This window comes from Mycobacterium sp. IS-1556 (genome assembly GCF_001499985.1).
Lineage (GTDB): Bacteria > Actinomycetota > Actinomycetes > Mycobacteriales > Mycobacteriaceae > Mycobacterium.
Window position 1 is genome coordinate 1 of sequence record NZ_LQIM01000040.1, and the last position, 22,022, is coordinate 22,022.

A 22,022-nucleotide genomic window follows, 5' to 3' on the forward strand; every position below is an offset into this window, starting at 1 on the left:
GGCAGCTCCACCGGCTTACCGGCCGCGTCCTGGAGCACCTGCTGCAGTTTGTCGAGCGGGTCGCCGGCGCCACCGCCCGTCCCGGTGTTGCCCGAACCCGACACACCCCGCGACGCCTTGCAACTGGATCCCGCCGCCGGCGACCCGCTCGACAAACTGCAGCAGGTGCTGCAGGACGCGGCCGGTTAGCCGGTGGAGGTGCCCGTCCAGTACTCGGCGAACCGTCCGTCCGCGATCCGCAGGATGTCGTTTCCGGTGAACCGCTTCGGTCCGTCCTCGGTCGCGCCCGTGCCGATCCACCTGGCCGCGAGCATGTCCCCCTCGACGAACGGCTCCACGTCGATCACGAACTTCAGGTCGTCGAGCATCTGATGGGTCTCCCCGACGACTGCCTGCAGTTCCGCCGGACCCCGCACCACACGTTGCGGCCAATGGCCGACGAAGTCGTCGGTGACCAACTCGGCCGCGACGGGTTTCCCCGACCACAACTCGTCTATCCATCGTGCATACAGATCTTTGGGCGAGGTCATGATCGTGTACTTACCGGGCGAGACGTGGATGCGCAATCCGCCTCACCAAGCGGACGGCAGAAAATGCGCGGATAGGTCTGCGGCTGCGGTCAATTCGACCTCGAACGCTTCGCGCCGCGGCGGCCCGTCAGGGCGTGGACGGCGGCTCCTCGCCGCGCAGCCGGGCCTGCAGCTGCGCCCGGTCCCGGCGTCGACCTTCGTCGAACGCGGCGATGCTCGCGGTGGCGCGGCGGCGGAGCGGGGCGAACAGCCAGATGCCCAGCGGAAGAGCGATCACCAGCGCGAAAAGCAGCGCCACGACGAGTGGAAACTCGCGAAGACCGAGCAGATGTCCCACTCCGAAGATCACCGCCGCCAGCGCCGCCACGAGCAGCAGACGCGCCAGCACATAGGCCAGCACATCGAGTACGAGCCGAGTTCCGGGACGACCGTCAGACACGAACCGAGCCTACCGACGGCGCGTATATTCGAAGAAAGGAGGTTTTGTTCCCGTGGCGTACCTGCTCCTGATTCTCGTGCTGGGCGTGCTCATGTATGTCGCCTGGCGGCTGATGCGAGTCTCTTCGAGCCGTCCGCGGACCCGCGTGATCGGGCCCGACGACGATCCAGAGTTTCTGCGTCGCCTCGGCCAGGAGGACAACCCGCGCCCCTGAACCGCGAGTTCAGCGGTGGGCGCCGGGAAACCCGGCCGCGACGGCGGCGGCGAGTTCGAGCAATGCTTGTCTGGTCTCCGGTTTCAGCCGGTCGAGGCTGATCTCGGCGCCTTCCTCCAGGTGCGGGTCGAACGGCACCTCGAGCACCGCCCGGCAACGCCGGTTGAAGTGGTCGACGACCTTGCGCATGTCGACCTTCCCCGACCGTGGTCGCACCGCGTTGATCACCGCGATCGAGTTGCGCACCATGTCCTGGTGGCCGTGGGCGTCCAGCCAGTCCAGCGTCGCCGAGGCGCTGCGGGCCCCGTCGACCGAGCCCGAACTGATCACGATCAGGGTGTCGGCCTTGGCGAGTACCGCCGCCATGGCCGAGTGCATCAGTCCGGTGCCGCAGTCGGTGAGCACCAGGCTGTAGAACCGCTCGAGAACTTCGAGGGTGCGGGTGTAGTCCTCGGAGCTGAACGCCTCCGACACCGCGGGGTCGCTCTCGGAGGCGAGCACCTCGAGTCGGCTCGGGCTCTGTGAGGTGTAGCTGCGGACGTCGCTGTAGGCCTGGATCCCTTCGGCGTCGCGCAACAGGTGACGCACGGTGGCCGGCGTCTCGAGCGGCACCTTCTCGCTGAGCGTGCCGCGGTCGGGGTTGGCGTCGACGGCTATCACGCGGTCACCCCGGATCGAGGCGAGCGTCGCGCCGAGCGTCGCGGTGATCGTGGTCTTGCCGACGCCGCCCTTCAGCGACAGCACTGCGATGCGGTGGCAGCCCCGCAGGGGCCGCTGAACCTGCGCGGTGAGCGTGCGACGGCGAACCGCCTTCGGTCCGTCGCCCAGGTTGATCAACTTGAACGACCCGAAGTACAGCCACTTGCGCCAGCCCTCGGAAGGGGCACGCTTGGGTTGGCCGAGCAAGGCGACCGTCGACAGGTCGAGATACGGCGGGGGGTCGTGCGCCGTGACCGGTGGCGGCGGCGAACTGACCGGCAGACCGTTGGGAGGTGTCGGCGCCGTCCACTCCGGCGGCGGTTCGGCCGCGGGATCGCTGAACCGGCTCTGCGCACGGAAACCGCCTGGCGCGTAAGCATTTTCGGGAATCACCGATGGGGAAGCCGCATCCTTGCCGTGACGATCCTGAGCGCGGTGCGCCGGATGTTCAGACACGCTGACGGTCCCCCATGGCTTCGCAGGCTAACGTGAGCGATCTTAGCGAAACGGTGATACGACGGCCCTCAGCCCACTCCGGCGTAGGAGTGCAGACCCACGGTGACCAGGTTGATGAAGAACAGGTTGAACACCATCGCGACGAAGCCGACGACGTTGATCCAGGCGGCCTTCTTGTCGCGCCAGCCCGCGGTCGAGCGGGCGTGCAGATAGGCGGCGTAGACCACCCACGCGATGAACGACACCGTCTCCTTGGGATCCCAGCCCCAGTAGCGGCCCCACGCCTCCTCGGCCCAGATCGCGCCGAAGATGACGCCGAAGCCGAACACCGGGAAAGCGAAGATCGTGGTGCGATAGGCGATGCGGTCGAGGGTCTGCGGATCAGGCAGGCGGTTCACGACGCGGGCGAGCACCCCGTCAGTACCGGCGTCGCCGAACCGCGACATCTTCATCAGGAACAGGATGCTGGCCACGCCGGCCACCAGGAACACCCCCGAGCCCAGGCTCACCACCGAGACGTGGATGGGCAGCCAGTAGGACTGCAGGGCGGGCATCACCGGCGCGGCGTTGGTGTACAGCCAGCGTCCGGAGACCGTCAGCAGGATCAGCACCGGAACGAGCACGAACACCCACAGCGACCGGTACTGGGGGCGCCGCAACACCACCGCCGCGGCCACCAGGCCGCAGAAGCACGTCAAGTTGATGAACTCGTACATGTTGCCCCACGGCGCCCGTGAGGTGGCCAGGCCGCGCAGCACGATGCAGCCCAGGAGCAGGCCGATCCCGACATAGGTGAGGGCGAGGCCGGCGCCGCCGATGCGCTCGTCGACCGGGCGCTTGGGGGCGTCGGCGACGACGCCCGGGGCGCCGCTGTCGGCGCCCACTCCGACCAGCTCACGGGTCTCGGCCTTGCGGCTGCGGGTGTACGCCAACTCGATCGCCAGCAACAGCAGCGCGCCCACCAGGACGAGCACCGATGAGGTGAACGCCCAGTCCGAATACCGCGCCAAGCCGATGTCGATCTGCTCGGAATTCATGTGACCTTCTCTCCTGCGGGCTGCGCCGACGTCGCATCGGGAAGGAGGCGCTGTGTCAGCCGCTCGAACTCGTCACCCCAGCCGGAGTTGTCGGTACGCGCCAGCCCGCCCAGCTCGACGGTTACCGTACCCGGACCTGCGGGGCTGATCCGAATCCAGACGCGGCGCCGGCGCACCACCAGCGACACCAGCAGGCCGGCCATCATCGTCAGCGCGAACACCAGCACCCACACCTGGGCCGGGTCGTGGGAGACCTGCACGTTGATGAACGGCACGGCGCCGTCGAACCGCACCACGGTGCCGTCGTCGAGCCGCGTCGACTCGCCCGCCCCGAGGTTGACCCGCGCCTTCTTGGTCAGCCGGCCCTGTTCGATGAGCCGCGGATCGAGGGTGAACAGCGACTGCGGCCGGCCCGTGTCCAGGCCGGTGTCGCCGCGGTAGATGTCGACGGCGACGGCGGGATCGTTGAGCGCGGGGAAGCTTGAGGACAGCAGCGTGCCGTGCAGCTGTTCGGTCGGGGCGAACAGCCCCATGATCGCGAGCTGGTTCTTGCGGCGTTCGTCGGCGTCGGGATAGGTGCCGCCGGGTGGATCGAACCGGTGCACGCCCGACGACAGCAACGTCATCTGGTCATCCGGGCGCCACTGCAGCGTTTGGGTGCGCGTCTGCCCGTCGGGGAACGTCACGGTGAATGTCGGTGCGTATCCGTGGCCCTGCAGATAGATCCGGTCGCCGCCGACCCGCAGCGGATGGTTGACCTTCAGGTGGTAGGGCCGCCAGGTGCCGGTTTCGAGGTCGGCGCCCGCTTGGTACTCGATGTCGGCGGCGAACGACGTCGCCTGTCCCGTCGGCAGATAGTCGGCTTGGAAGTCGTTGACCCGCAGACAGATCGGATGCAGAGAGGTGCCGTCGACGGTGTTGCCCGCGCGGAACGAGTCGAACGCCGCTGGCGACGCCGAGCAGAATCCCGGACCGCCGTCGGCGATCACGATTACGTTGCCCTCGTAGCCGAACAACTTGCCCGCCGCGACCGCCACGAGCAGCCCGAGTAGCGAGAAGTGGAAGACGATGTTGCCGAACTCCCGCAGATAGCCCTTCTCCGCTGAGATTTCCGTGGTTTCGCCGTTGTGGCGAGTGGTCGTGCGCCACCCGCGCAGCCGTTCGGACACCGTCGCGGCGAGGGCTTCGGGCTCGGCCGCAGTCTCCATGCTGTGGTGTTTGGGCAGCCGGCTCAGGTTCCGCGGCGCGGCCACCGGAGTCGCCCGCATGCTGCGGAAGTGTTCGATCAACCGTGGGGTCAGGCAGCCGACGAGCGAGATGAACAGCAGGACATAGATCGCGGTGAACCAGAAGCTGGAGAACACGTCGAAGGCCTGGAGGCGGTCCAGCCACGGCCCGATCGTCGGGTGTTCGGCGATGTACTGGTTGACCTTGGACTCGTTGAGGCTGCGCTGGGGCAACAGCGCGCCGGGGATCGCCGCGAGCGCCAGCAGGAACAGCAGCACCAGCGCGGTGCCCATCGACGTCAGCGTGCGCCAGGTGTTGCGTATCAGCGCGTGGGCCCCCGCGAAAGCTGGGGACAGACGTGAAATGCCCGTATTTCGCGGCTTTTTCGGGCGATTTGCGTCTGGTCGCGCCTGGGTGGTGCTCATATCGGCAACGTCACGTCACTGACGAAAGCGTCGCGCACCCAGGACACGAAGTCGTTCCACACGCCGGTCACCAGCGCGGCACCGACCAGGATCAGCAGCACCCCGCCGGCGATCTGGATGGTCCGGGTGTGCCGTCGCAGCCACGCCAATCCCTGCACGGCGCGCGCCGACCCGAATGCCAACAGCACGAACGGTATTCCCAGGCCCAAGCAGTAGGCGATGACGAGCGCGACGCCGCGGGCGACGTTGCTTCCGTCGGTCGCCGAGGCCACCGCGATCACCCCGGTCAGCGTCGGGCCGAGGCACGGCGTCCACCCGAGCGCGAACACCGCGCCCAGCAGTGGGGCGCCGCCGAGCGTGGAGATCTGCCGCGGGGTGAACCGCGCCTCGCGCTGCAGGACGGGGATGAACCCGACGAACACCAGCCCCATCACGATGGTCACCACGCCGCCGATGCGCTGCAGCAGAAGCTGATTGGTGATCAGTGACGTGGTCATCCCGAGGACCGCGACGGTGCCCAGCACGAAGACGACCGTGAAACCGGCGACGAACAACGCTGCCGCACCCGCCACCCGCAGCCGCGTCGCCTTCGCCGCAGCAGCAGTGCGATTTGTGGAGCGGGAACGGCGCTCACCGCCGCTAACACTCCACAAATCGCCGGGCGCATCGTCGGAAACCCCCACCACCGCGGCCAGATACGACAGATAGCCCGGCACCAGCGGCACCACGCACGGCGAGGCGAACGACACCAGCCCGGCCAGCGCGCTGACCAGAAGCGCCAGCAGCACCGGGCCGCCCGCGATCAACTGGTCGACCCCCTCGAGGCTCATGTGCCGGCCTCTTTGCGCTCCGCCGCCCCGCCCTTTTCGCGTGCAAGGCGTTCGACCACCGGCTGCAGATCCTCGGCGAGAAGTTCGCGCAGGAACACCGCGGCGACCCGATGCTCCCGGTCGAGCACCACCGTCGACGGGATGACCGTCGTCGGGTACCGGCCGCCGAACGCGATCATGGTCCGCATCGCGGGGTCGTAGATCGAGGGGAAGGTGATCTTCCGGTCGACGATGAAGTCCACCGCGGCCTGACGGTTGCTGTCGCGGACGTCGATGCCGACGAATGCCACACCGAGGTGACGCGTCTTGTCGTAAACCTGCTGCAGCTGGGTGATTTCGGTACGGCACGGTCCGCACCACTGTCCCCACACGTTGAGCACCACGACCTTGCCCGCGAAGTCGTCGAGGGAGATGGTTTTGGCCGGGTCCATCAGGTCGGGACCGCTCAGCGGGCCGGGCCGGCCGCGGTCCTGCGGCGGGTCGTAGAAGATGTCGGTCTGCCCGCCGGGCGCGACGAACTCGAACGTGCCGCCCTGCGCGACCGCGTCGTCGCCGGTGGAGCAGCCGGCGAGCGCGACAATCGCCGCGCACGCCAGAAGCAACCGCAGCTTCACTGCCCGGCCAACTCCGCGTAGCTCCAGCCGACGTAGGTGTCGCCGTGAAAGTAGAACGAGGTGAGCGAAGCCAGGTTGCACAGCCGTCGGGTCGGAAAGTGGTGCAGCGCATGGCCGGTCATCGACCGGCGCAACGTCTCGACGGGCAGTTGGTGGCTCACGCACACCGCCTCGTGGCCCGCCGCCTTGGCCCTGGCCCGATGCACCGCGGCGGTCATCCGCTCGGCGATCTCGCTGTACGGCTCTCCCCAGGAGGGCGTCCGCGGGTTGCGCAGATGCCACCAGTTGCGGGGGTCGCGCAGCGCACCGTCGCCCGGCGAAACCCGTTGTCCCTGGAAGATGTTCATCGACTCGATCAACGCGTCGTCGGTGTCGACCGACAGCCCCAGGCCCGCCGCGATGGGACCCGCGGTCTCCTGTGCCCGCTCCAACGGCGAGGCCACCACATAGACGATGTCGCGCGACGACAGCCAGTCCGCGACCGCCTGCGCCTGCGCCCGGCCCCGCTCGGAGAGGTGATAGTCCGGCAGGCGGCCGTACAGGATCTTGTCGGGATTGTGCACCTCGCCGTGCCGCATCATGTGCACCACGGTCTTCACGTCCTCGGTGCTCGTCATGCCGGTCTCTTGGCTTCCGCCGCGGCTCGCGCGGCTTCGGGCAGGGCTGCGGCGATCCGGTCGAACGCGTCGTCGTCCAAAGCCGTTGAGACGAACCAGGTCTCGAAGGCACTCGGCGGCGGGTACACGCCGGCGTCGAGCAGTGCATGGAAGAACGCCGGGAAGCGCCACGTCTCGGAGGCCCGCGCCGATGCGAAGTCGGTCACCGCCTCTTCGGTGAAGAAGACGCTGAACATGTTGCCGGCGCGGGGAATCCGGTGCGCCACGCCGGCTTCGGTCAACGCCCGGCTCAGCAGCTCGGTCAGGCGGTCGGCGTTGGCGTCGAGTTGGACGTAGGTGGCGTCGTCAGCGGCCCGCAACGTGGCCAGGCCCGCCGCCATCGCGACCGGGTTTCCCGACAGCGTGCCCGCCTGATACACCGGCCCCAGCGGAGCCAACCGGTCCATCACCTCGGCTCGGCCCCCGAACGCGGCCGCCGGCAATCCGCCGCTCATCACCTTGCCGAAGGTGAACAGGTCGGCGTCGACCGGATCGACGCCGTACCAGCCCGACCGGCTGACCCGGAACCCCGTCATGACCTCGTCGACGATCAACAGGGCGCCGTGCTCGGCGGTGATCCGGCGCAGCGCGGCGTTGAAGCCGGGCAGCGGCGGGACGGTGCCCATGTTGCCGGGGCTGGCCTCGGTGATCACGCAGGCGATCTCGTCGCCGAAGCGGGCGAAGATCTCCTCCACCGCCGCGACGTTGTTGTACGGCAGCACGATCGTGTCGGCGGCCGCGGCGCCCGTCACCCCCGGTGACGACGGCAGCCCGAGCGTGGCGACGCCGGAGCCCGCGTCGGCCAACAGCGCGTCGCTGTGGCCGTGGTAGCAGCCGGAGAACTTCACGATCTTGGCCCGGCCCGTGTAGCCGCGGGCCAACCGGATCGCGCTCATCGTGGACTCGGTGCCGGAGTTCACCAGCCGCAGCCGCTCGACCGGTGCGACCCGGCCGATGATCTCGGCGGCCAGTTCCGACTCCGAGGGGGTGGGGGCGCCGAACGACAAGCCGTCGGACACCACTCGCTGCACCGCCGCGACCACGTCCGGATGCGCATGGCCGAGGATCATCGGCCCCCACGAGCAGACCAGGTCGACGTAGCGGTTGCCGTCGGCGTCGGTCAGCCAGCAGCCGCTGGCCGACGTGATGAACCGCGGGGTGCCGCCGACCGCGGTGAACGCCCGCACCGGGGAGTTGACGCCGCCGGGGATGAGCGCGCACGCGTCGGCGAAGAGCTTCGCGGAGACGTCGGTGCTCGACATGGCCACCAGTGTCCCAGCAGGTTCGAAACCGTCAACTACAGGGTGTAGTGGCTCAACCGGGAGTGAGCGCGAACGTGGGGTGATCGGCATCGGACGGCAGCTGCTTCCAGTAGGCCTCGACGACCTTGCCGGCCAGCGGCCGGTAGGCGGCGATGATCGGTCCCCGCTTGTCCACCGGCACCTCCGTGGCCACATACGTCACGTCGCCGAGCTTGACGTGGGGGTCGGCGCGGACGTTCTTCACCCACTCGGCCTCGCCCCGGCTGGACACCAGATACTTGACGCCGTCGACCTCGGGGACCACGACCGGGATCTGTTGCGGCTGCTTGCTGACGCGCTTGGTCACCGTGAGTGTCTGGCTGTTGCCGACTCCGGTCGCCATCGCGATCTTGTTGAAGATCTTGCGCACGAACCACGGAGGCTTGAGGTAGGCCATGGCGTCGAGTTTGATGTCCGTATGCAGCTGCCGCAATGGCTGGCCCGATTCAACCGGCACGTGACCAATCCGATCCAGCGGCTGTGGGCCGGCTGGGCGCCGACGTTCGGCATTCTCTTGCACGTCGGCCGCAAATCGGGCAAGCCGTATCGCACCCCGTTGACGGTCTTTCCCACGGAGCATGGCGTGGCCATCCTGCTCACGTACGGACCCGACCGCGACTGGCTGAAGAACGTCACCGCCGCCGGCGGCGCCCGGATGAAGCGCTACGGCAAAACCCTCGAGCTGCGCGAGCCCCGCGTGATGCCCAAAGCCGAGGCGGCGCCGTCGGTGACGGGGTTGTGGCGGCCCGTCTTCGCCCGATTGCCCTTCGAACAGGCCGTGCTGCTGACGCGGGTGTAGCTCGACTACGTCGACGCCTCGTCCGACAGCCGGAACTCGCTCAAGATCTCGTCGATGAACCCGCCGGCTTCGAGCCCGGCGGATTCGACGTCGCCCGCCGCGATCGCCTCGACCAGGCGGCCGTGATCGATCACGGCCGTGGCCGGTTCGTCGGCTGCGGTCGCGACACTGGCCATGACCACCTCGGTGAGCCCGCGATACAGCTCGATCAGCACGACATTGTGGGAACTGCGCACCACGGCGACGTGGAACTCGGTGTCCGCCCGGGCGAAGGCCTCGGGCTCGTCGGACGGGGAAATCTCGTCCCGACGTTTCAGCAGTGCTCGTAAGTCGTCGACGTCGGCGGAGGTTCGGGCCCGGGCGGCCAGCCGCGCCCCCTCCACTTCAAGACAGCGCCTCACCTGCAGCACTTCCCGCATCTCGGTTCCGCAGAGTCGGCGCAGAGCGCCCGATACCTCACTGGTCGCCCGGACGTACGTGCCGTCACCTTGACGGACCTCCAACAAGCCGCTGTGCGCCAAGGCCCGAACCGCCTCCCGCACGGTGTTGCGCCCCACGCCGAGCGCCCCCGCGAGTTCCGGCTCGGTGGGAATGCGGGAGTTCACCGGCCATGCGCCCGACTCCACGGACGCTCGCAGCTGCTCAATGGCCTGATCCACCAGGCCGGTCCTGCGGGTGGTAGCGAGCGTCACACAATCTCCATTTCATCCGATCATCGGATGTATGAGACTCTACAACATGTGACTTCTACCGGGCTCGGCGACGCCGTCGACAAGATCAGGCAGGACGCCGATGCCTCGGGCCCCAACGAGATAGACCGGCCCCCGCTGCTGGCCGGACGGTTCCTCCTCGTCGTAGCGGTCGTTCTCACCGCACTCAACCTGCGGCCTGCGATCACCAGCATCGGGCCGTTACTGGGACCGATGCGCACGTCGCTGGACGCCTCGGCCACCTGGGCAGGCGTGCTGACCACGCTGCCCGGGCTGTGCTTCGCGGGTGCGGGGCTGGCCGCGCCGGCCTTGGCCCGCCGGTTCGGGTTGGGGCCCGGAATCGCCGGCGCGATGGCGACGCTGGTTGTCGGGCTCCTCGTCCGCCCGCTCGACGGGGCATTCGTGGTGATCGGCGGAACGCTGGTCGCCACGGCTGGCATCGCGCTCATCAACGTGCTGATCCCGGTGGTCATCAAGGACGCCTTCCCCGCCCAGATCGGCGTGATGACCGGTATCTACACCGCCGCGCTTCAAGGCGGCGGCGCGTTGGGTGCGGCGGTCACGCCGATGCTCGAGCAGGTGCTCGGGGGGTGGCGGCAGGCACTGGGCGGCTGGGCGTTGCTCGCGGCGCTGGCGTTGGCCGCTTGGCTGCTCGGCGGCAGGGAACTCGGTAAAACCGACGTTGGCGCCACCGTCGAACCACGAGAACGCCCCATGATGCGCAGCGGTCTGGCCTGGATGGTGACGTTGTTCTTCGGTTGTCAGGCCTGCCTGGCGTACATCGCAATGGGATGGCTGCCCGAGGTTCTGATCGACAGTGGCCTGACGTCGACGCGGGCCGGCCTGCTCAGCGGGCTGGTGTCGCTCATCGGGGTGCCGATCGCGCTGTTCGGCTCGCCGCTGGCGGCCCGCGCGACGAGTCAGGGACCGTGGGTCCTCGCCCTGGGCGTGACCGGGCTGACCGGCGTGCTGGGCCTGATGCTCGCACCCGCCGCCGCTCCCCTGTTGTGGAGTGCCCTGTTCGGAATTGGGTTGGGCGCCTTCTCCCTTGCGTTGACCATCATCGCGCTACGGGCGCGAAACTCGGCAGACACCGCGCGGTTGTCCGGCATGGCGCAGGGCATCGGCTATCTGCTGGCCGGGATCGGCCCCTTCCTGTTCGGCCTGCTGCACGACGCGACGGGCGGCTGGACCGTGCCGTGGGCGTTGGTACTGGCCGTCTACGTGATCCAGATCGGTGCCGGGATGGTGGCGGGCCGAAACCGCTACGTCTGAGAAGACGCGCAGCTGTATTCGCGGCAGACGGGCCGACGGCCCAGTCCTCATTTTCAACGCAATTGCACGGCGACTGGCCTTTATTTTTTTCTCGGGTATGGTCGCGCATTGATGCGGTTGCCAGTGAAAGGAGAAGTTGTGGCTGGTAAATCTCAAAGTAGGGAACTCAAAAAGCCGTCGATGACTCTCAAGGAACGCCGCGCGGCCAAGCGGGAGAAGACCGCCGAGGAGGCCATTCCGCGCCGCAAGCGCGCAAGCCGCTAGTAAAACCGAGCGCGCCGCTTCGACTGCGGGATTGCAGTTTTCGCGATCCGGCCGCGACATACGCATTTTTCGAGATCCGTAATTTCACGCACCTCTTCGACAAATTGCTGAAGAGGAAACGGCGCATGCGCGAAATTATGAAAAGGCGAAAAAGGCACGTTATGGGTCGACAGATCGACCATTCATGGGATTCGAAGGATGACACAGTGTCTTTTGAAGACAATCAGATATTGGCGTGCGGATGACCGCGACGAGCATTGACCAAGCAGACATGGGGACGGGGCATCGGGGCGCGCCCGCGGCGGCGACGAAGGCGCAGTCCACGACGACCGGCAGACCTTCGGGTACGGCGGGCACGAGGGTGCTGGTGCAACTGCTGGACGACCTGGCCGATGCGTCACCGCCGACGGATCGAAGCACCGCATATCGCAATGGCTACACGGCGGGCATCCGATTCGCACGCATCTGTGTGCTCGACGAGATCGCCCTGGCGTCAGGGAGTTTCGCGAAATCGTCGCATACCCGTGGGCGTCGCCGAGACCGGGAACGCGTACGTGCCGGTGTGGCCCTCAGCACGATAGCCGCGCGACTGTCGCGGGATGCCGTGCCGGGCGCCGAAGACGGTGCTGCGGGCCGTCGCGACGCTATTTCGCTTGCGTTGCAGCTGGTTTCCGAATGCGAGCGACAAATAAGTCACGAGCCCGGCGGCGTCTAGGTGAGCGCTTCACACGAGTAGTGAGGTTGTGTTGGCGGTTCAGGAATCCGGCGATGCGCCGGTGACGATTTACGGCCGGCTTCCGGGCGTTGCCGAAGCGATTGCTGCGGCATACCGAAGCCACGGCATTGTGGTGCGCCACGGCCGTCCACCGTGCGGACGGCCGACGGCTTCGCGCTGGCCTGGGACTGTTGCCGGGTCTGCCGCGGCGACGGGCTCCGACGACGAGCCTCTCGAGTCAGCGATCCTCATCCTCGATGCGGACGCCGTCGAATCGTTGTTCGGTGAAGGCCATCCCCGCCCGTCGCGCCGGCGTCTGCGGGCGTGTGAGAGCGACTGCTGCCAGTTGGGGCTCGCGGCAGTCGCCACCCGGGGCGCACGTCGAGTCCTGGTGGTCTGCGACGTGCGTCGGTTGTCGTTCGGCCAGAGAATGCGCGCCCGCCGATGGGTTCGGAACCTGGCACACCGAATCGACTACGAAAGCTCGATCAACGGATTCGATGAGCTTGCCACGGCGTTGGCCGAGATCGGCACCGATGAGGAAGTCGGCTTCGTCGCGGCTGCCGCCGTCGATTGGCACCGTCGGGGACAAGTCGGTAGCGCCGCACTGCCAGGCCGCCTCCCGATCTCCGGTGCCGACCGACACGCTCCGACCGCGCTGTGCGACGTCAGTCGCGCGGGCGCAGGCCGGCCCGGATCGGTCCCTTCGCGACCGTGGTGAACGGCACCTCGCACTCGAAGGTGCCATCGACAGAGCGGATCTCCATCGCGCGCACGATCGTGGCCAGCGCCAGCGTCGTCTCCAGTCGCGCGAAATGCTCGCCGATGCACGGCCGGCCACCGGCGAGGAACGGCAGAAACTGCCAGCGGTTGCGGTTCTTGACGTTCTCGGGACTGAACCGCTCGGGGTCGAACTTCATCGGATCGGGCCACAGCACCGGATCGTGGTGCAGCCCATACAGTCCCAGGGCCACCAGCGTCCCAGCTTCGACGCGGTAGCCATCGACCACGATGTCGCGGGTAGCCTGTCGGCCCACGCCGGCCGCCGGGGGGCACAACCGCAGCGCCTCGTGCAGCACCTGCACGGTGTACCCGAGGCGGGGGACATCCTCGGGGGTCAGCTGCCGATCACCGATGGCGGCGGCTTCCGCGGCGACGCGGGCCTGGATGTCGGGATGATGTCCGAGGACCCACAGCGAGTAGGTCAACGCGGTCGACGTGGTGTCGTGGCCGGCGAGCATGAAGATCAGCAGGTCGTTCGAGATGTCGTCATCGGAGATCGGCAAGCCGGTCTCCGGGTCCCTCGCCGCCATCAACGCCCGCACAAGCGGGGCGTCGCGCGACGGGTCGGTGCGACATGCGCGCACCATCTCGTCGGTGATCTCCTTCATCTCGGCGACCGCCCTGCGGGTCCGGCGGCGCGCCGGCGTCGGCAGCCAACGTGGTGCCCGCACCGGCCGCAGCGCACGGTCCGCGGTGTAAGAGGATGCGACGTGCATGCACCGGGCGATGGTGTCGGCGCGCTCGTTGAGGTCGACGCCCAACACCGACTGGCCCAACGACTGCATGGCCACCCGGCGGCACTCGACGTCGAGGTCGACATCCCCGCCGTCGCGCCAGCGGTCGACGAACGCCTGTGCCGCCCCGGACATGTGGCCGCCGAAGTTGCGGACGTTGTGTTTGGTGAACACCGGTTGCAGCGCACGTTTGCGCGGGCGCCACAGGTCGTTGGGCAGTACGAACAGGCTGTCGCCCGCCACGGCGCGGACCTCGTCGTGATAGATGCACCGGTCTGAGGAGGCATCGGAGCGTCCCAGCACGTCGCGCATGCCGTTCGGCGACATCACCGCCACGATCGGCGGGTACCACCTCTTCGGTGCGAACTGGATGCGCGTGACGGGACCGCCGGCGGCACGAATCACTTCCTGTCCGGTGTCGAGCCTGCGCACCAGTTTCAGCAGCTGCCAGACCGGCAGTGGGTTCTTCGGCACCAGCGGCAACGCCCGGACATCGCTCGTGCTGGTCATGTCACCGATCATCACTCAGGCCGAGCCTGCTCGACCCCGGTACCCGGTTCTCATGTCGAGGACCAGGTCAACGGTGCGCCTTCGCCTTTCGTCATCACGGTGCCGGGCATCACCCTGATGCGGTAGGGGCTCAACCGCAGCACCGCGAACTCATCGGAGGTCGGCCCGTCCTGCCACATCGGGATGATCTTCGGGTCGTAGCCCACCGGCTCGGGACCGGTCGCGAACTTGTCCCACACCGCGGTCCGCGTCTCGTCGTCGACGTACCACTCGACCAGGCACTCGGCGCTGCAGGTGTCGTGGTTGGTGGTCCAGTAGCTCACCGACACCTCGGGGTGCACGGCGAGATGGTTCTTCTTGAGGGGAGTCGGCACGGTGGCGATCCAGCCGAGCAGGTCGGTGCCGTCCCACTCCCATATCGGGTGCAGGATGCGGGTGCGGGGACGACCGTTGGCGTCGACGGTGGCCACCGAGGCCCACACTATTGAATGCGCCATCTCGACGAAGACGGGCGCGATCTGTTCGAGAGGGGTCACGGTTGCCTAGCGTAGGCAGCTCTACGGGCGGACCGAGACACCGAGTTCCACCTCTACGAGATGGTGGCCCCGACGCAGACGTCAGTTACCGGTGCTCTCGCCGCCTTGGCCGCCCGCGCCTTCCTCGCTGAATTTCGGTTTGCCCTCGTCGTCGAGCCAGTCGTTGACTGCGGTACCCGCGACCGCGCCGCCACTGCCCGGCATCTTGGTGGTCGGCCGGTCCTCCTCGTAGGCCTTGTGCATCTCTTTGGCCTTCTCGCGATGCTCGTCGGTGACGTCGGGCTTCTCGGTCGGCGGCGGTGTCTCCTGCTCGCTGGTGACCTGGTGGTGTTCGTCGGTTTCCGGTTCGGCTTTCCGTTGCTCGTCGGTGAGCCGATCGTCTTCCTGCTGCTTGTCGTCGGTGCTCATGGGATATATCTGCCCGAACGTGTGATCCACCAAACAGAGGCGGGCTAACCAGTCGGCGCGGTGCGCAGCGCCGGCGGCAGGCTCGGCAGGAAGTGCTGGCGGGCGAAGGTACGGATGTCGTCGGCGGACTCCAGCGGCTGTGTGCTGGGCAGCAGCAGCACCATCGCCGCGTACCGCAAGATGACGTCGGCCAGCTCCTCGATTGCCTGCTCGCCGATCCGCTCGGTGAACCCGGCTCCGAAGATGGTCCGCAGCGCTGCGGCCATCCGGGCGATCGCGGCCTCGTAGTGCGTGCGCGCGAGCTCGAGAAGCAGCGCCGGGTCATCTGTCAGCATCCGGTACAGCACCCGGTGACGGCGGAACTTCAGGATCGAGAGCGTAAATGCTTCGACGTAGTAATTCGACTGCGGCCCAACTCGTTTGACCTCGTCGGCGATGTCGGCGAACAGTGCGATGTTCTCCCGCTCGATCACCGCGGCGACGAGTTCGTCGCGGTTGGCGAATCGCCGGTAGATGGTGGTCCGGCTGACCCCGGCGCGACGGGCGACATCGTCGAGCGCGACCCGGCGCACGCCGTGCCGCTCGAACTCGATGACCGCGGCGTCGAGGATGGCTTCCGTCGTGGGCGACGAATCAGGTCCCGTCGTGGGCGACGAATCGGGTCCCGTCGCGGACTCAGGCCCGGTCGCGCGCTCAGGCCCGGGCATAGCCCTTTTGCGCATAGCCGTTGTAGCGCACAGACATTGGCAGACGGTCCCACACCCAATTGACCGGGCGGGACCGGCACAACGCGGCGAAGCGCTGGTAGCGCCGCTCCTGGCGGTCACTCCAGGGCAGCTCGAGCAGCGCGCGGGCGCGTGGCGGGAGGCCGCCGGTGGTCAGGAACGCCGCCAACGGGTTGAACACCGGGGCGATCAGCCGCCACGCCCATCGCGGAACGCCTTTCGGGCACGGGAATCCCTTGGTCACGTAGCCGACTCCGTACCGTGCGGTCTGGTGAGCGACGACGATCTCGTCGAGCATGCGGTCCCAGTAGCGTTCGAATTCGTCGTAGGTGGCTGGCATCGGCCGGTCGCTCACGCCATAGCGGCGGTACCACGTCTTCGACTCGAGGTAGATCTGTTCCTTCTCCTCGCGGCTCAACCGCTTGACGAAGGTGTCGGCGAAGTACAGCACCTGTTCGACGAACGTCGCGTGCGCCCAGAAGTAGGTGTCCGGGTCCAACGCGTGATAGCGCGTCCCGTCCGGCATTTCACCTTTGATCTCGGTGTGGAAGTCGCGTACCTGGGTGCCGGGGTGGTCGTCGTCGGAGCCGTAGACGGTGTTGAAGATCGGCGGCAGCGAGCGCTTCACCCGTGCGGCGGTGTCGTCGAAGAACACCGAGTGGTCGAGCACGCCCTGGCCGAGTTCGGCGAGCATGTTCTGCAGCACCGCGGGGCGCGGCCCGATCAGGTACATCCGGTTGTCCCCGAAGTAGCGCCACACCAGCGACTGCGGCCCCAGCGGCAGGGCGTCGCCCACGCGGCCGTCTTTTTCAACCAACTCGGTCATTGGCACAGTGTTACAAATTCTGCACTTTGTACCAAGTGGATGTGAGCGGCCTCTCACCAACCGCGAGCGGCCTCTTTGTACGCGGTGCAGCGGGCGTGTCGCTGTGCAGACACGGTCACTCGCGGGCAGCAGGAGGGCGGCGGCGGAACCGTGCCACCGCTAGCACGGCCAGCACGCCCGCGACCGTCGCCAACGCCAGCGCCAGCCCGAGCAGGGGCGCGTTGTACTCCACCGACGTCGTCGGAGGTTCACCTTCGAGCACCGGCGCCACCGCGACCGTGGTGGTGGCTGTCAGCCAGCTCAGCACGCTGCCGACTGCCGCGGCGAGGGCCAGCATCAGCACCAGCGTTGCTCGGACGGTCATGCCGGTGGGATGCGCTCTTCGATCAGCTGGGTCAGCGCCTCCCGCAGCTGCTGGTGCTTGCGTGCCCACGCCTGCGCGGTGCGGTCATTGGTCAGCTTCAGCCCGATGCCGGTACGGCCCCGCGGAACGCCGGTGAGCTCGCCGAGCGCCCGCGCCGTCTGCCACTTCGGCGTCTCGCTGCCGGTCACTTCGGGGTAGACGCGGACGATCTCGTCGGTGCGGATGCGTTCGGTGCCCTGCCGCAGGGTCTCCGGCGTCAGCTCGACCGAGGTGTGGATGCGCGCGGCCTTGACCTGGATCCCGAGGAAGCCGCTGACGAGCACGAGGAATAAGCCGGGCATAAGCACCTGGAAGCCGTAGCCGGCGGACGCCTGGATCAACCCCATGGCGATCGCCGCCGCGGGCCCTGCCGCCACCCACCACCAGCTGGCTCCCTGCTCGTGGAACAGCACCTGCGGTCGGACCTGGTTGTCGGTCACGTCGGTTCCTCTTGCTTCGCCGCACCCGGCCGGGTGACCAGGATCGCCCCTGCGATCAGCGGCAGGACCGCGATCAGCGTCACGATGTGGACGATGCCGCGCGCCGAGAGCAGCACGACAAACACGACAATCGTCAACGACAGCGCGACGCCCGCCCTGCGGAACCGGACATCACCGGTGCGGATGCGGCCGGCGAGGAACGCCATGCCGGCGCCGGCGGCGACCGTGAGCATCCCCGCGCCGCGAAACAGGGCCGGCAGGCTCACCGAGGCGGCGATCAACCCGCCGACCATCAACATCACCGAGGCGACGACCCAGCACCAGAAGGCGGCGGTGACGACGCGGGTTCGCGGCGCGGGAGCGGTCATGGTCGGGCCAGCCTAACCCGTCACCGCGTGAAGTATTCGGTGGCGTCTTTGCGGTGCAAGAGGTATGCGCCCCCAAGGATCAGCACCGACCCGAGGATGGCGGTGACGGCGTAGGCGACCGCGGCGGCCGCAGCGCGTTCAGCGTTGAACAAGCTCGTCGCCACATAGACGACCACCGCCAAGCCGGCGCCGGTCAGAACCGTACGGGCCCACCGGTAGCCGTGCCGCATCAGGATCTGGAAGGTCAGTACGACGGCCGCGAGGATCACCACGAACGTCACCGAGACCACCAGCACGGGGGCCGGTAGCCCCTGATCGCGATCGGTGACCAGTAGGTCGACGACGTGCCCGACGACCATCAGCGCAAGCGCCGCCACCCAGAGCCAGAACCCGGTGTCGACGTCCTCCGGCCGGGCACCGGGCGAGACGGGCGGTTCCGGACTCACGCCAGCCAACCGGCGACGTCGGCCGCCCAGTAGGTCAACACGATGTCAGCGCCCGCGCGCCGGATGCCCATGAGAGTCTCCAGCGCGACGGTCTGCAGGTCGATCCAACCGTTGGCGGCCGCGGCGCTGATCATCGAATACTCGCCGGACACCTGGTAGGCCGCCACCGGCACGGGCGAGAGGTCCGCGGCCGCACGCACGACGTCGAGGTAGCCCATCGCGGGCTTGACCATCACGATGTCGGCGCCCTCGTCGATGTCGAGTTCGACCTCGTGCAGCGCTTCCCGCGCGTTGCCCGGATTCTGTTGGTACGTACGGCGATCCCCACGCAGGCTCGACCCGACCGCCTCCCGGAAGGGACCGTAGAAGCCGGAAGCGAACTTCGCGGCGTAGGCCAGAATCACCGTGTCGGTGTGCCCCGCCGCGTCCAGGCCGTCCCGGATGGCAGCGACCTGGCCGTCCATCATGCCGCTCGGCCCAACCACGTGTGCACCCGAATCAGCTTGTGCCACAGCGAGTTCCACGTAGCGCCTGTTGGTCAGGTCATTATCAACCCTGCCCGACCCGTCCAAAATCCCGCAGTGCCCGTGGTCGGTGAACTCGTCGAGGCAGGTGTCGGCCATCAGCACCGTGTCGTCGCCGAGGTCCTTGGCCAGATCGCGCAGCGCGACGTTGAGAACGCCGTCCTCGGCCACCCCCACGGACCCGGTTGCGTCCTTGTCCTCGTCGCGCGGCACGCCGAACAGCATCAGGCCGCCCACGCCCGCGGCCACGGCGCCGGCGGCGGCGCGACGCAGCGAGTCACGGGTGTGCTGCACGACGCCGGGCATGGAACCGATTGCGCGTGGTTCATCGATGCCGTCGGCGACGAACATCGGCAGCACCAGTTGTCGCGGCTCCAAGGTGGTTTCGGCGACGAGTCGCCGCATCGCCGGCGTGGCGCGCAGCCTGCGAGGCCGATGTCTGGGAAAAGCCACTACCGGCTCCTCGCGGTCAGCGACGCCGGCTCTTCTTACGCGGCGGCGGCAGCGCACCCTCGGCGCGCAACCGGGCGGCGTGTTCGGCGAGCGCCTCCACCAGAGGCCCGACGGCCGCGACTTCGGGCTGCACATCCACCCGCAGGCCGAATTCGGCTGCGGTCTCGGCGGTTTTGGGCCCGATGCACGCGACGATGGTCCGCGCGTGCGGCTTACCCGCGATGCCGACCAGGTTGCGAACCGTCGAGCTCGAGGTGAAGCAAACCGCGTCGAAGCCACCGGTCTTGATCATCTCGCGGGTGTGCGCGGGTGGCGGCGCCGCGCGCACGGTGCGATAGGCCGTGACATCCTCGATCTCCCAGCCACGTTCGCGCAGCCCCTCGGCCAGCGTCTCGGTGGCGATGTCGGCGCGCGGAAGCAGCACACGGTTCACCGGATCGAAAACGTCGTCGTACGGCGGGAATTCATCAAGCAAGCCGAGCGACGATTGCTCGCCGGCCGGCACCAGTTCGGGGTTGATGCCGAACGCCCGCACCCGGTCGGCGGTGGCCTGGCCGACGCAGGCGATCTTCACCCCCGAGAAGGCCCGCGCGTCGAGACCGAATTCGTTGAACTTCTCCCACACCGCGCGTACCGCGTTGGTGGAGGTGAACACCACCCACTGGAACCGGCCGTCGACCAGACCCTTGACCGCGCGCTCCATCTGCGCCGGGCTGCGCGGCGGCTCGACCGCGATGGTGGGCACCTCGACGGGAAGCGCCCCGTGACCCACCAGCTTGTCGCTCATCTCGCCGGCTTGGTCCTTGGTGCGCGGCACCAGCACGGTCCAGCCGTACAGCGCACGGCTCTCCCACCAGTTCAGCTTGGCGCGGTTGGCCACGGTCTTGCCGATGGTCACGACCAGGGGACCGGCCAGTGGGCCGGCCGGCTCGATGCCCGCCGGCTTGTCCAGCACCGCCTTGTCGAGCAGCCCGGACAGTGTCGTCTCGACCGAACGCTGTTGGCACGTCGTGCCGCTGGCCGTCACCACCACCGGCGTGGTCGCGGTGAGCCCGTACTCGATCAGCGTTCGTGCCGCATCGGCCAGGTGCGTCGCCGTGGCGTGCAGGATCAGCGGCCCCGGAGCGGCGGCCAGCGCGGCCCAGTCGACGTGCGGGTCGCGGACATCGGCCACGGTGTGGGCCGAACCCAGCGGCAGGCCCGCGTACGTGGGCACCGCGGTGGTGTCCGGCAGGCCCGGCACGATCTCGAAGTTCAAATGCGACTTCGCCAGCGCCGACACCTCGCTGATCACCGCGTCCACCGACAGCGGATCCCCCGCGACCAGCCGCACCACGTCGACACCCGTGCGGGCCTCGGCGATCAGCGTCTTGGCCACCTCGGCCGGATCGCCGACGGCCGACCGGATGTCGGGTCCGCCGGGGATCGTCGGCGCCTCGTTCCCCGGGGCGTCGCCGTCGGCCGGCGCTGCCGCTGCGGGTTCGGGGCCCGACGGGGGCGGCAGCTCGCTACCCACCAGGGCCAGCACCGCCTCCGGCACGTCGGGATCGGTGAACACCAGGGCGGCGTTGCCGAGCACGGTGCGGGCCCGCGTCGTCAGCAGTCCGGGGTCACCGGGACCCGAACCGACGAACGTGATGCGGCCCGGCTTCGGCTTGCGCCCCCGCCCGCTGGTCTGGCCTGTCATCTCAGTCACTCATCTCTCTGCTCTTCGCTCAACGCTCATCGCAGCTCTACTGCTTCATTCGGCGTCCGCCATGAGCTCGCGCGCCCCGAGATCGAACAACTCCTCGGCCACCGAGAGCCCCAGCTCCCGGGCCCGGTCGGGAGTGCCGACACCGGACGCGCGGATCACGTCGGATCCGTTCAGCGCCGCCACGCAGCCACGCAGCGACACCTCTTCGAAGACGTTGCCGTCCTCATCGATGGACTCGACCACCTCAGCGATCGCGCCCACCGGTGCGGAACAACCCGCCTCCAGTCGGGCGAGCAGGGCCCGTTCAGCGGTGACTGCGGCGCGCGTGTCGGCGTCGTCCAACTCCGCCAGCAGCGCGGCGAGCTCGGTGTCGTCCGCGCGGCACTCGACCGCGAGCGCACCTTGAGCCGGCGCTGGCAACATCTGCACCGGCTCGAGAGTCTCGGTGACATCGGCCAGCCGCCCGATGCGGGCCAGTCCCGCCCGTGCGACTACGATGCCGTCGAGATCACCGTTGCTAACCCTGTTCAACCTGGTATCCAGGTTGCCTCTTAGGGGGCGGATTTCCAAACCGAGACCCAGTGCTCTAAGCTGTGCGGCCCGCCGCGGGCTCGACGTGCCGATCAGCGAGCCGGCCGGCAACTCCCCGAGCACCAGCCCGTCACGGGCGACCAGGGCGTCGCGCGGGTCTTCGCGCGGGGGGCTTGCAGCGATGACGAAGCGCGGGTCGGCTGCGGTCGGCAAATCCTTGAAGGAGTGCACGGCGGCGTCCACCCGGCCGTCGTCGATGGCCTCCCGCAGGGCAGCGGTGAAGACCCCCACGCCGATGTCGGCGATGGGACCCTGATTGCGGTCGCCCTCGGTGGAGATGGTGACGAGTTCTGCGGCGTGGCCATTGGCAATCAGCGCATCTCTGACCGTACCGGCCTGGGTGGTCGCCAGCAGGCTGCCCCGGGTGCCTATCCGAATTACAGTCAAG

At 68.3% G+C, this 22,022-nt stretch carries 29 protein-coding genes and 1 pseudogene; 6 read left to right on the forward strand and 24 right to left on the reverse strand.

Annotated elements, in window-relative coordinates; translation table 11 throughout:
- Positions 1 to 189: pseudogene (locus AU187_RS25810) on the forward strand (hypothetical protein); the annotation flags it as partial.
- Here the strand turns inward: AU187_RS25810 and AU187_RS21635 are convergent.
- Both AU187_RS21635 and AU187_RS21640 read right to left on the reverse strand, forming a co-directional pair.
- The gene (locus AU187_RS21635; protein WP_059167323.1) at positions 186 to 530 is read right to left on the reverse strand and encodes an ester cyclase; all 345 of its coding nucleotides are present in this window, start codon (positions 528 to 530) and stop codon (positions 186 to 188) included. The pseudogene AU187_RS25810 and the gene AU187_RS21635 sit on opposite strands and share 4 nt — an antisense overlap.
- Positions 531 to 657: 127 nt before the next feature.
- Positions 658 to 969 carry a DUF4229 domain-containing protein gene (locus AU187_RS21640; RefSeq protein ID WP_059099104.1) on the reverse strand — a complete coding sequence of 104 codons (312 nt, stop codon included), beginning with the start codon at positions 967 to 969 and terminating at the stop codon, positions 658 to 660.
- Positions 970 to 1,021: 52 nt separating this feature from the next.
- Between AU187_RS21640 and AU187_RS25730 the strand changes: the two genes are divergently transcribed.
- A complete protein-coding gene (locus AU187_RS25730) occupies positions 1,022 to 1,183 on the forward strand; it encodes a hypothetical protein (RefSeq protein WP_172799537.1) in 162 nt (53 codons plus the stop codon).
- A gap of 9 nt (positions 1,184 to 1,192) precedes the next feature.
- Here AU187_RS25730 and AU187_RS21645 read toward each other — a convergent pair whose 3' ends face one another.
- The 8 genes from AU187_RS21645 to AU187_RS21680 all read right to left on the reverse strand — a co-directional run bounded on the left by AU187_RS21645 (position 1,193) and on the right by AU187_RS21680 (position 8,825).
- Positions 1,193 to 2,272, reverse strand: coding sequence for a MinD/ParA family ATP-binding protein (locus AU187_RS21645; protein WP_059167324.1), 1,080 nt, complete (start codon positions 2,270 to 2,272; stop codon positions 1,193 to 1,195).
- Between the two features lie 134 nt (positions 2,273 to 2,406).
- A complete protein-coding gene (gene ccsB, locus AU187_RS21650; protein WP_059167250.1) occupies positions 2,407 to 3,375 on the reverse strand; it encodes a c-type cytochrome biogenesis protein CcsB in 969 nt (322 codons plus the stop codon).
- On the reverse strand, positions 3,372 to 4,895 hold the full coding sequence (locus AU187_RS21655; protein WP_172800335.1) for a cytochrome c biogenesis protein ResB: 1,524 nt from the start codon (positions 4,893 to 4,895) through the stop codon (positions 3,372 to 3,374). The genes ccsB and AU187_RS21655 overlap by 4 nt, the downstream gene beginning before the upstream one ends.
- Positions 4,896 to 5,023: 128 nt before the next feature.
- Positions 5,024 to 5,857 (reverse strand): cytochrome c biogenesis CcdA family protein, encoded by an 834-nt coding sequence (locus tag AU187_RS21660; protein WP_059167251.1) that lies wholly within the window; start codon positions 5,855 to 5,857, stop codon positions 5,024 to 5,026.
- Positions 5,854 to 6,471, reverse strand: coding sequence for a TlpA disulfide reductase family protein (locus tag AU187_RS21665; protein WP_156442393.1), 618 nt, complete (start codon positions 6,469 to 6,471; stop codon positions 5,854 to 5,856). Before AU187_RS21665 ends, AU187_RS21660 begins: the two co-directional genes overlap by 4 nt.
- Complete coding sequence (locus tag AU187_RS21670; protein WP_059167252.1) at positions 6,468 to 7,088, reverse strand: histidine phosphatase family protein; 621 nt, start codon at positions 7,086 to 7,088, stop codon at positions 6,468 to 6,470. The genes AU187_RS21665 and AU187_RS21670 overlap by 4 nt, the downstream gene beginning before the upstream one ends.
- Positions 7,085 to 8,389: a glutamate-1-semialdehyde 2,1-aminomutase gene (hemL, locus tag AU187_RS21675; RefSeq protein WP_059167253.1), complete on the reverse strand. Its 1,305-nt coding sequence runs from the start codon at positions 8,387 to 8,389 to the stop codon at positions 7,085 to 7,087. The genes AU187_RS21670 and hemL overlap by 4 nt, the downstream gene beginning before the upstream one ends.
- Positions 8,390 to 8,441: 52 nt before the next feature.
- Positions 8,442 to 8,825, reverse strand: a complete 384-nt coding sequence (locus AU187_RS21680; RefSeq protein ID WP_059099213.1) for a nitroreductase/quinone reductase family protein — start codon at positions 8,823 to 8,825, stop codon at positions 8,442 to 8,444.
- A 21-nt stretch (positions 8,826 to 8,846) separates the two neighbouring features.
- Here AU187_RS21680 and AU187_RS21685 point away from each other — a divergent pair, with 21 nt between their 5' ends.
- Entirely contained in the window at positions 8,847 to 9,227 is a 381-nt protein-coding gene (locus tag AU187_RS21685; RefSeq protein ID WP_059167254.1) for a nitroreductase family deazaflavin-dependent oxidoreductase, read from the forward strand.
- A 5-nt stretch (positions 9,228 to 9,232) separates the two neighbouring features.
- On the opposite strand, the gene AU187_RS21690 is transcribed toward AU187_RS21685, so the two are convergent.
- Positions 9,233 to 9,919 carry a FadR/GntR family transcriptional regulator gene (locus tag AU187_RS21690; protein WP_059167255.1) on the reverse strand — a complete coding sequence of 229 codons (687 nt, stop codon included), beginning with the start codon at positions 9,917 to 9,919 and terminating at the stop codon, positions 9,233 to 9,235.
- Positions 9,920 to 10,054: 135 nt separating this feature from the next.
- Here AU187_RS21690 and AU187_RS21695 point away from each other — a divergent pair, with 135 nt between their 5' ends.
- The 3 genes from AU187_RS21695 to AU187_RS21700 all read left to right on the forward strand — a co-directional run bounded on the left by AU187_RS21695 (position 10,055) and on the right by AU187_RS21700 (position 12,191).
- Entirely contained in the window at positions 10,055 to 11,212 is a 1,158-nt protein-coding gene (locus AU187_RS21695; RefSeq protein ID WP_059167327.1) for a CynX/NimT family MFS transporter, read from the forward strand.
- A 138-nt stretch (positions 11,213 to 11,350) separates the two neighbouring features.
- Positions 11,351 to 11,476, forward strand: a complete 126-nt coding sequence (locus AU187_RS26075; protein ID WP_286132109.1) for a hypothetical protein — start codon at positions 11,351 to 11,353, stop codon at positions 11,474 to 11,476.
- Between the two features lie 271 nt (positions 11,477 to 11,747).
- Entirely contained in the window at positions 11,748 to 12,191 is a 444-nt protein-coding gene (locus AU187_RS21700) for a hypothetical protein (RefSeq protein WP_156442394.1), read from the forward strand.
- A gap of 238 nt (positions 12,192 to 12,429) precedes the next feature.
- Here the strand turns inward: AU187_RS21700 and AU187_RS25570 are convergent, their stop codons facing one another.
- The 13 genes from AU187_RS25570 to hemC all read right to left on the reverse strand — a co-directional run bounded on the left by AU187_RS25570 (position 12,430) and on the right by hemC (position 22,021).
- Positions 12,430 to 12,837 (reverse strand): hypothetical protein, encoded by a 408-nt coding sequence (locus AU187_RS25570; protein WP_156442395.1) that lies wholly within the window; start codon positions 12,835 to 12,837, stop codon positions 12,430 to 12,432.
- A gap of 22 nt (positions 12,838 to 12,859) precedes the next feature.
- The gene (locus tag AU187_RS21710) at positions 12,860 to 14,218 is read right to left on the reverse strand and encodes a cytochrome P450 (protein WP_059167328.1); all 1,359 of its coding nucleotides are present in this window, start codon (positions 14,216 to 14,218) and stop codon (positions 12,860 to 12,862) included.
- Between the two features lie 50 nt (positions 14,219 to 14,268).
- The gene (locus AU187_RS21715; RefSeq protein ID WP_059167258.1) at positions 14,269 to 14,754 is read right to left on the reverse strand and encodes a pyridoxamine 5'-phosphate oxidase family protein; all 486 of its coding nucleotides are present in this window, start codon (positions 14,752 to 14,754) and stop codon (positions 14,269 to 14,271) included.
- Between the two features lie 81 nt (positions 14,755 to 14,835).
- The gene (locus AU187_RS21720) at positions 14,836 to 15,162 is read right to left on the reverse strand and encodes a hypothetical protein (RefSeq protein WP_059099216.1); all 327 of its coding nucleotides are present in this window, start codon (positions 15,160 to 15,162) and stop codon (positions 14,836 to 14,838) included.
- Between the two features lie 44 nt (positions 15,163 to 15,206).
- The gene (locus AU187_RS21725; protein WP_082691865.1) at positions 15,207 to 15,869 is read right to left on the reverse strand and encodes a TetR/AcrR family transcriptional regulator; all 663 of its coding nucleotides are present in this window, start codon (positions 15,867 to 15,869) and stop codon (positions 15,207 to 15,209) included.
- Positions 15,856 to 16,713: an oxygenase MpaB family protein gene (locus AU187_RS21730; RefSeq protein WP_059167259.1), complete on the reverse strand. Its 858-nt coding sequence runs from the start codon at positions 16,711 to 16,713 to the stop codon at positions 15,856 to 15,858. Before AU187_RS21730 ends, AU187_RS21725 begins: the two co-directional genes overlap by 14 nt.
- A gap of 115 nt (positions 16,714 to 16,828) precedes the next feature.
- A complete protein-coding gene (locus AU187_RS21735) occupies positions 16,829 to 17,077 on the reverse strand; it encodes a hypothetical protein (protein ID WP_059167260.1) in 249 nt (82 codons plus the stop codon).
- A complete protein-coding gene (gene mce1N / locus AU187_RS21740; protein ID WP_059099117.1) occupies positions 17,074 to 17,556 on the reverse strand; it encodes a transport-regulating membrane protein Mce1N in 483 nt (160 codons plus the stop codon). The genes AU187_RS21735 and mce1N overlap by 4 nt, the downstream gene beginning before the upstream one ends.
- The gene (locus tag AU187_RS21745) at positions 17,553 to 17,924 is read right to left on the reverse strand and encodes a hypothetical protein (protein WP_059099118.1); all 372 of its coding nucleotides are present in this window, start codon (positions 17,922 to 17,924) and stop codon (positions 17,553 to 17,555) included. Before AU187_RS21745 ends, mce1N begins: the two co-directional genes overlap by 4 nt.
- Before the next feature lie 20 nt (positions 17,925 to 17,944).
- Complete coding sequence (locus AU187_RS21750) at positions 17,945 to 18,379, reverse strand: hypothetical protein (RefSeq protein ID WP_059167261.1); 435 nt, start codon at positions 18,377 to 18,379, stop codon at positions 17,945 to 17,947.
- Positions 18,367 to 19,347, reverse strand: coding sequence for a porphobilinogen synthase (gene hemB / locus AU187_RS21755; protein WP_082691867.1), 981 nt, complete (start codon positions 19,345 to 19,347; stop codon positions 18,367 to 18,369). The genes AU187_RS21750 and hemB overlap by 13 nt, the downstream gene beginning before the upstream one ends.
- A 16-nt stretch (positions 19,348 to 19,363) precedes the next feature.
- Positions 19,364 to 21,034, reverse strand: coding sequence for a bifunctional uroporphyrinogen-III C-methyltransferase/uroporphyrinogen-III synthase (locus AU187_RS21760; protein ID WP_059167263.1), 1,671 nt, complete (start codon positions 21,032 to 21,034; stop codon positions 19,364 to 19,366).
- A gap of 54 nt (positions 21,035 to 21,088) precedes the next feature.
- Positions 21,089 to 22,021, reverse strand: a complete 933-nt coding sequence (hemC, locus tag AU187_RS21765; RefSeq protein ID WP_059099122.1) for a hydroxymethylbilane synthase — start codon at positions 22,019 to 22,021, stop codon at positions 21,089 to 21,091.
- Position 22,022: the final 1 nt, after the last annotated feature.

Coding starts and splice junctions, on each gene's coding strand:
- AU187_RS21745 (WP_059099118.1), bottom strand. CDS start 17,924: ATGACCGCTCCCGCGCCGCGAACCCGCGTCGTCACCGCCGCCTTCTGG.
- AU187_RS21700 (WP_156442394.1), top strand. CDS start 11,748: ATGGGGACGGGGCATCGGGGCGCGCCCGCGGCGGCGACGAAGGCGCAG.
- AU187_RS21655 (WP_172800335.1), bottom strand. CDS start 4,895: ATGGGCACCGCGCTGGTGCTGCTGTTCCTGCTGGCGCTCGCGGCGATC.
- AU187_RS21735 (WP_059167260.1), bottom strand. CDS start 17,077: ATGACCGTCCGAGCAACGCTGGTGCTGATGCTGGCCCTCGCCGCGGCA.
- AU187_RS21635 (WP_059167323.1), bottom strand. CDS start 530: ATGACCTCGCCCAAAGATCTGTATGCACGATGGATAGACGAGTTGTGG.
- AU187_RS21710 (WP_059167328.1), bottom strand. CDS start 14,218: ATGACCAGCACGAGCGATGTCCGGGCGTTGCCGCTGGTGCCGAAGAAC.
- AU187_RS21670 (WP_059167252.1), bottom strand. CDS start 7,088: ATGACGAGCACCGAGGACGTGAAGACCGTGGTGCACATGATGCGGCAC.
- AU187_RS21720 (WP_059099216.1), bottom strand. CDS start 15,162: ATGAGCACCGACGACAAGCAGCAGGAAGACGATCGGCTCACCGACGAG.
- hemL (WP_059167253.1), bottom strand. CDS start 8,389: ATGTCGAGCACCGACGTCTCCGCGAAGCTCTTCGCCGACGCGTGCGCG.
- AU187_RS21685 (WP_059167254.1), top strand. CDS start 8,847: ATGCAGCTGCCGCAATGGCTGGCCCGATTCAACCGGCACGTGACCAAT.
- AU187_RS21680 (WP_059099213.1), bottom strand. CDS start 8,825: ATGGCCTACCTCAAGCCTCCGTGGTTCGTGCGCAAGATCTTCAACAAG.
- AU187_RS21725 (WP_082691865.1), bottom strand. CDS start 15,869: ATGCCCGGGCCTGAGCGCGCGACCGGGCCTGAGTCCGCGACGGGACCC.
- AU187_RS21760 (WP_059167263.1), bottom strand. CDS start 21,034: ATGACAGGCCAGACCAGCGGGCGGGGGCGCAAGCCGAAGCCGGGCCGC.
- ccsB (WP_059167250.1), bottom strand. CDS start 3,375: ATGAATTCCGAGCAGATCGACATCGGCTTGGCGCGGTATTCGGACTGG.
- AU187_RS21730 (WP_059167259.1), bottom strand. CDS start 16,713: ATGACCGAGTTGGTTGAAAAAGACGGCCGCGTGGGCGACGCCCTGCCG.
- AU187_RS21660 (WP_059167251.1), bottom strand. CDS start 5,857: ATGAGCCTCGAGGGGGTCGACCAGTTGATCGCGGGCGGCCCGGTGCTG.